This window comes from Methylobacterium sp. WL18 (genome assembly GCF_008040015.1).
In the GTDB taxonomy this organism is placed as follows: domain Bacteria; phylum Pseudomonadota; class Alphaproteobacteria; order Rhizobiales; family Beijerinckiaceae; genus Methylobacterium; species Methylobacterium mesophilicum.
Map to the genome: position 1 here is coordinate 1 of NZ_VRVD01000271.1, position 6,242 is coordinate 6,242.

Here is a 6,242-nt window from a genome sequence, read left to right on the forward strand (position 1 = left end):
CGCCCGACTCGGCGCTGGTGCGGGTCCGGATCGTCGCGGCGCGGCGTACGCCGGTCGCCTCCGAGGTCGTGCTCACCGGCGACATCCAGGCCCAGGCACAGGTCAACGTCTCGTTCCGGACGAACGGCAAGGTCGCCGAACGGCGGGTCGAGGTCGGCGACCACGTCGAGCCCGACCAGGTCCTCGCGGTGCTGGAGCCGCTGACCCAGCGGGCGAACCTCGACAACGCCAAGGCCGCGCTGGCCTCGGCCGAAGCGCTGCTGACCCAGGCCAAGATGGCGTTCGAGCGTCAGAAGCAGCTCCTGGCCGGCGGGTACACGACGCGGCCGAGCTACGACAACGCCGAGCAGGAACTGCGCACCACGCAGGCCGCGGTCGATTCGGCCAAGGCCGCGCTGGGCACCGCGCAAGAACAGTTCTCCTACACCGAGCTGCGCGCCGGCATCTCCGGGATCGTCACGAGCCGCAGCGTCGAGGTCGGCCAGGTGGTCCAGTCCGGCCAGACCGTCCTGGTGCTGGCGCAGGACGGCCCCCGGGATGCGGTGTTCAACGTCTACGAATCGCTGACCGCCCGGCCGCCGGGCGACAAGACCATCACGGTCACGCTTCAGACCAACCCGTCGATCTCGGTGAACGGCACGGTCCGCGAGATCTCGCCGACGGTCGATGCGTCGAGCGGCACGGTACGGGTCAAGATCGGCCTGGAACAGACGCCGCCGGCCATGGGGCTCGGCGCGGTCGTCATCGGCCACGGGCGGTTCGCGCCGCACGATGCGGTGATCCTGCCCTGGTCCGCGCTCTACCGCTACGGCGGTCGCCCGGCGGTCTGGGTCTACGATCCCGGCAAGCGCACCGTGTCGGTCCGCGCGGTGGAGATCGACAAATACGGGCCGGATGTCATCGCCCTGAAGGGCGGGATCGAGCCGGGCGAGCGCATCGTGATCGCAGGTATCCAATTTCTGCGTCCCGGGCAGGAGGTTGCTGCCAACCTCGTCGAGAGCAACCCATGAACACGCGTGTGGTTCTGACCCTCACCGCCTGTGCCGTGATTCTCGGCGGATGCGGCGGACACGATGACGAGCACGCGGAGGCTGCGCCTGCGCCCGTGCGGCCGGTCCTCACGCAGGTCGCCGTGCCGAAGGACGCCGTCATGTTCGGCCCGTTCGCGGGGACGGTCGAGCCCCGCTACCAATCCCAGCTCGGCTTCCAGATCCCCGGCCGGATGATCGCGCGCGACGTGACCGTCGGCGACATCGTCACCAAGGGGCAGCGGCTGGCCGCCCTCGACACCGTGGTGACGCGGTTCGACCTGACCCGGGCCGAGGCCGACCTCGCGGATGCCCGGGCGCAGGCCGAGAACGCGGACGCCGCCGAGGCGCGCGCCCGGCGGCTGATGTCGGGCAACAACGTCTCGCAGGCGACCCTCGATCAGGCCGTGGCCAAGCGCGACACCGCGAAGGCGCGGCTCGATCAGGCGGCGGCGAGCCTTCAGAAGGCCCGGGACCAGATGGGCTACACGGAACTCAAGGCCGAGTTCGACGGCGTCGTCACCCAGCGCCTCGCCGAAATCGGTCAGGTGCTGAGCGCCGGCCAGGGCGTCGTCACCGTCGCCCGGCCGGAGATCCGCGAGGCGGTCGTGGACATCCCGGAGCAATATGTCGGCGCGCTGCCGGCGGATGGGGTCTTCACGGTGTCGCTCCAGAGCGCGCCCGAGCTGACGGCCCGGGGCCGCATCCGGGAGATCGCGCCGCTCGCCGAGGCCGGGACGCGGTCCCGGCGCATCCGCATCACGCTCGACGCTCCCGGCCCGGCCTTCCGCTTGGGTGCGACGATCGACGTTGCGCTCTCCCGCAAGGTGCCGCGCCACGTCCTCCTGCCCGCCGCCGCGCTGCTGGAAGACGGCCCGCGCCGCTCGGTTTGGGTCGTCGACGGGGCCGGACAATCCGTGACGCGCCGGGACGTGACCCTGGCCTCCACCGTCGAGACGGTCGAGGCCGAGCGCATCGCCATCCGTGACGGCGTCGAATCGGGCGAGCGCGTCGTCGTCGCCGGCGTCCACGCCCTGCAGCAAGGCCAGGCCGTGCGCCTGACCGACGATGCCCGTTGAGCCGGTCGGACAAGGGTTTCCCGTGAAGGCTTTCAATCTCTCCGACTGGGCGCTCGGGCACCGCTCGTTCGTCTGGTTCCTGATGGCGGTCTCGCTCGTGGCTGGCGTGATGGCCTACAGCCGCCTGGGCCGCGAGGAGGACCCGCCGTTCACGATCAAGACCATGGTCGTGCAGACGACGTGGCCGGGCGCCACGATCAAGGACACGATCGATCAGGTCACCGACCGGATCGAGAAGGAGCTGCAGCAGCTCAACGCCCTGGATTACGTCCGCAGCTACACGACGCCGGGCTCGTCCACGGTGTTCGTGCAGTTCCGCGACACGCTGAAGAAGTCCGAGGTCCAGCTGGCCTTCTACCAGGTCCGCAAGCGGCTCGGCGACATCAAGGGGCAGTTCCCGGACGGGGTGCAGGGCCCGTTCTTCAACGACGAGTTCGGCGACGTCTACGGCAACATCTACGCCTTCACGGCTGACGGGCTGACCTACCGCCAGTTGCGCGACTACGTCGAGGGCATCCGCACGGAGGTGCTCAGGGTCCCCGACATCGGCAAGACCCAGCTGATCGGGACCCAGGCCGAGACCATCTACCTCGACTTCTCGACCCGCAAGCTCGCCGGCTACGGCATCGACTTCCAGGCGTTGATCAAGGCGCTTCAGGCCCAGAACGCGGTGTCGGCCTCCGGCGTGGTGCAGGCCGGGCCGGAGCGCGTGTCGCTGCGGGTCAGCGGGTCGTTCACGTCGGAGGCGTCGCTGCAGGACGTGAACCTGCGGGTCAACGACCGGTTCTTCCGGCTGGCCGACATCGCCGAGATCAGCCGCGGCTACGAGGATCCGCCCGCCCCGATGTTCCGGGTCGACGGCAAGGCCGCCATCGGCCTCGCCATCGCGATGCGGCCGGGCGCCAACCTGCTGCATTTCGGCGAGGCCCTGAAGGCGCAGATGCGCCGGATCGAGGCGACGCTGCCCGTGGGCGTGGGCGTCCACCTCGTCTCGGATCAGCCCAAGCAGGTCGAGCACGCGGTCGGCGGCTTCACCGAGGCGCTGGTCGAGGCCGTGGTGATCGTGCTCGCGGTCAGCTTCGTGAGCCTCGGCGTGCGCGCCGGACTGGTGGTCTCGGTGTCGATCCCGCTGGTGCTGGCGATCGTCTTCGTGGTCATGCAGCTGATGGACGTGACGCTCCAGCGCATCTCGCTCGGCGCGCTGATCATCGCGCTCGGCCTCCTCGTCGACGACGCCATGATCACGGTGGAGATGATGGTCGCCCGGCTGGAGCGGGGCGACACGCTGCGGAAGGCGGCGACCTTCGCCTACACCTCGACGGCGTTCCCGATGCTGACGGGCACGCTCGTGACGGTGGCGGGCTTCCTGCCGATCGGCTTCAACGGTTCGGGAGCCGGCGAGTACACCTACTCGCTGTTCGTGGTGCTGGCCGCCGCGCTGCTGGTCTCCTGGGTGGTGGCCGTTCTCTTCGCTCCGCTGATCGGCGTGACGCTGCTGCCGAAGACCGTGAAGCACCATGCCGAGAAGCGTGGGCTGTTCACCCGCCTGTTCCTGGTGATGCTCAAGCTCGCGATGGCCTGGCGCTGGACCACGGTGGTCCTCTGCCTGGCGCTGATGGCGGCGGCCATCGTCGGGATGGGCCATGTCCAGCAGCAGTTCTTCCCGTCCTCGGATCGCTCCGAGGTGCTCGTCGACCTGACGCTGCCCCAGAACGCCACCATCGCCGAGACCAAGGCGCAGATGGACCGGTTCGAGGCGAAGCTGAAGGACGATCCGGACGTGACGAGCTGGTCGTCTTATGTCGGCCAGGGCGCCGTGCGCTTCTACCTGCCCCTCGACCAGCAGCTCTCCAACGCGTTCTACGGCCAGATCGTGGTCGTGACGAAATCCCTGGAGATCCGCGATCAGGTCATGGCGCGACTGCAGGCGATCGGCCGGCGCGACTTCGTCGGCACCGATGTCCTGATCCAGCCGCTCAGCCTGGGCCCGCCGGTCGGGCGCCCGGTCCAGTACCGCCTCAGCGGCCCGGACATGGAGACGGTGCGCCGCCTCGCCCTCGACCTCGGCAACGTGGTCGCCGCCGACAAGCGCCTCGACGTGCCGACCTTCGATTGGAACGAGCCGGGCAAGGTCCTGCGGGCCGAGATCCTCCAGGACAAGGCACGCCAGCTCGGCGTCACCAGCCAGGACATCGCCGGCATCCTCAACGGGATCGAGGGCGGCCAGGCGATCACCCAGGTGCGCGATTCGATCTACCTCGTGAACGTCGTCGGGCGGGCGCGGGCGGCCGAGCGGTCGTCGCTGGACACCCTGCAATCCCTGCAGGTCGGCCTCGCGAACGGCTCCGTCGTGCCGCTGCTGTCCTTCGCGCGGATCGGCTACGACCTGGAGCAGCCGATCGTCTGGCGTCGGAACCGCCTGGCGACCGTGACGGTGCGGGCCACGATCCGCGACACCACGCAGCCGGCCACCATCGTGACCGCCCTGCAGCCCGGCATCGACGCCTACGCGAAGGCCCTGCCCGAGGGCTACGCGCTGGAGACGGGCGGCGCGGTCGAGGAATCGGCCAAGGGACAGGGCCCGATCGCCGCGGTGGTTCCGGTGATGCTGCTCACCATGGCGCTGCTGCTGATGGTCCAGCTTCAGAGCGTCGGGCGGATGCTGCTGGTCTTCACCGTAGCGCCCCTCGGGCTGATCGGCGTCGTGCCGGCGCTGCTGCTGTTCGACAAGCCGATGGGCTTCGTGGCGATCCTCGGGATCCTGGCGCTGATCGGCATCATCATCCGCAACGCCGTGATCCTGGTGAGCCAGATCGAGGAGTTCCGGGACGAGGGCATGGCGCCCTGGGATGCGGTCTACGAGGCGACCCACCACCGGATGCGGCCGATCCTGCTCACCGCCGCCGCGGCGAGCCTGGGCCTGATCCCGATCGCCCGGGAGGTGTTCTGGGGACCGATGGCGTTCGCCATGATCGGCGGCATCCTGGCCGCGACCTTCCTGACGCTCCTGTTCCTGCCCGCCCTCTATGTCGGTTGCTACCGGATCCGGCCCGAGAGCCGCGACCGGCCCGCGGCGCAGAGCGCCTGAGCGTCCGGCATCACGGATCGCAGCGTGTCCTCACGCTGCGATGAGCGGTCGGCCCGCCCCTCCGCCCCCTCAGGGCGGGCCGACCGTGAATCGTTTCCCCGCGCGCCCGCCGCGCCGCGGGCGGAAACTCCGGGCTGTTCCCGCGCGTAAGCGGGCCTGGAGCCGAGGAGCACCGCCCGCATGAACGCCTTCATCGCCGTCGTCCTGGTCTGCGCGAACGGGATCGCCCAGGAGGCCTGCACCGATGCCGAAGCGCTGGAGGTGCGCAAGGTCCGCGTCGCCAACGAGCTCGGCTGCGCCACCGGCTGGCAGGAGATCATCGCCCGCACTGACCGGCGCGACGAGATCGGCAAGTCCGCCTACCTCAAGACCGAGTGCCGCCGGGTGAAGGAGCCGCAGTGACCGGGACCGGGTCCGCTACTTCTCGTACTTGATGTAGGCGAAGCGCGGATCCGACGGCGTGCCCTCCAGACCCTGCCCCTCCAGCGCCGGCTGCCAGGACACGACCTCCTCGATCTTCCTGGCCAGGGCGAAGTCCTTTTCGGTGATGCCCTTGGCCGCATGGTTCATCAACCGCACCTCCACCCAGGCGTAGGACGCGGTGATGTCGGGGTGGTGCCAGGCGGCCTCGGCGAGGTGACCCACCGTGTTGATCACCATGAGCGTGCCCTTCCACCCCGCCGTCTTGTAGGTGCGGCGGATCCAGCCGTCCTCCAGCCGCCAGTCCGGCAGCTCGGCCTTGAGCCGCGCTTCCACGGCCGCCTCGTCCAGAACGCCTTCGCGCCGCTCGCTCATTCGCCTCGTCCTTTTCATCCCGTCGAAGTTCGAGGGTGCCCGCGCCGTCGGCGGTGCGCAAGCGCGCAGGGGCGCCGGCCCCGGTGGACGGAGCGCCATGCGGGCCCTATGACCATTTTCCAATGGCGTCAGGACAAGTCCGCGCCCAAGTCTGCGATCTTCCAAGACCGCACAATACGATGGGAGAAGGCGTGATGCTGTCACGGCGCGCAATGCTCGCCGGCGGCCTGCTCGGCGGCCTCGGCCTGCGGG

The 6,242-nt window shown here is 69.7% G+C and carries 5 protein-coding genes; 4 read left to right on the forward strand and 1 reads right to left on the reverse strand.

The window, feature by feature from the left end; translation table 11 throughout:
• From FV228_RS17890 to FV228_RS17905, 4 genes are all read left to right on the forward strand, one after another.
• On the forward strand, positions 1–1,010 hold a 1,010-nt coding region (locus FV228_RS17890), incomplete at its 5' end, for an efflux RND transporter periplasmic adaptor subunit (RefSeq protein ID WP_147855864.1).
• Positions 1,007–2,107: an efflux RND transporter periplasmic adaptor subunit gene (locus tag FV228_RS17895; protein ID WP_147855865.1), complete on the forward strand. Its 1,101-nt coding sequence runs from the start codon at positions 1,007–1,009 to the stop codon at positions 2,105–2,107. The genes FV228_RS17890 and FV228_RS17895, both read left to right, overlap by 4 nt.
• A 22-nt stretch (positions 2,108–2,129) precedes the next feature.
• Positions 2,130–5,195, forward strand: a complete 3,066-nt coding sequence (locus tag FV228_RS17900; protein WP_147855866.1) for an efflux RND transporter permease subunit — start codon at positions 2,130–2,132, stop codon at positions 5,193–5,195.
• A gap of 180 nt (positions 5,196–5,375) precedes the next feature.
• Entirely contained in the window at positions 5,376–5,597 is a 222-nt protein-coding gene (locus FV228_RS17905) for a hypothetical protein (protein ID WP_147855867.1), read from the forward strand.
• A gap of 15 nt (positions 5,598–5,612) precedes the next feature.
• On the opposite strand, the gene FV228_RS17910 is transcribed toward FV228_RS17905, so the two are convergent.
• A complete protein-coding gene (locus FV228_RS17910; protein WP_147855868.1) occupies positions 5,613–5,990 on the reverse strand; it encodes a 4a-hydroxytetrahydrobiopterin dehydratase in 378 nt (125 codons plus the stop codon).
• Positions 5,991–6,242: the final 252 nt, after the last annotated feature.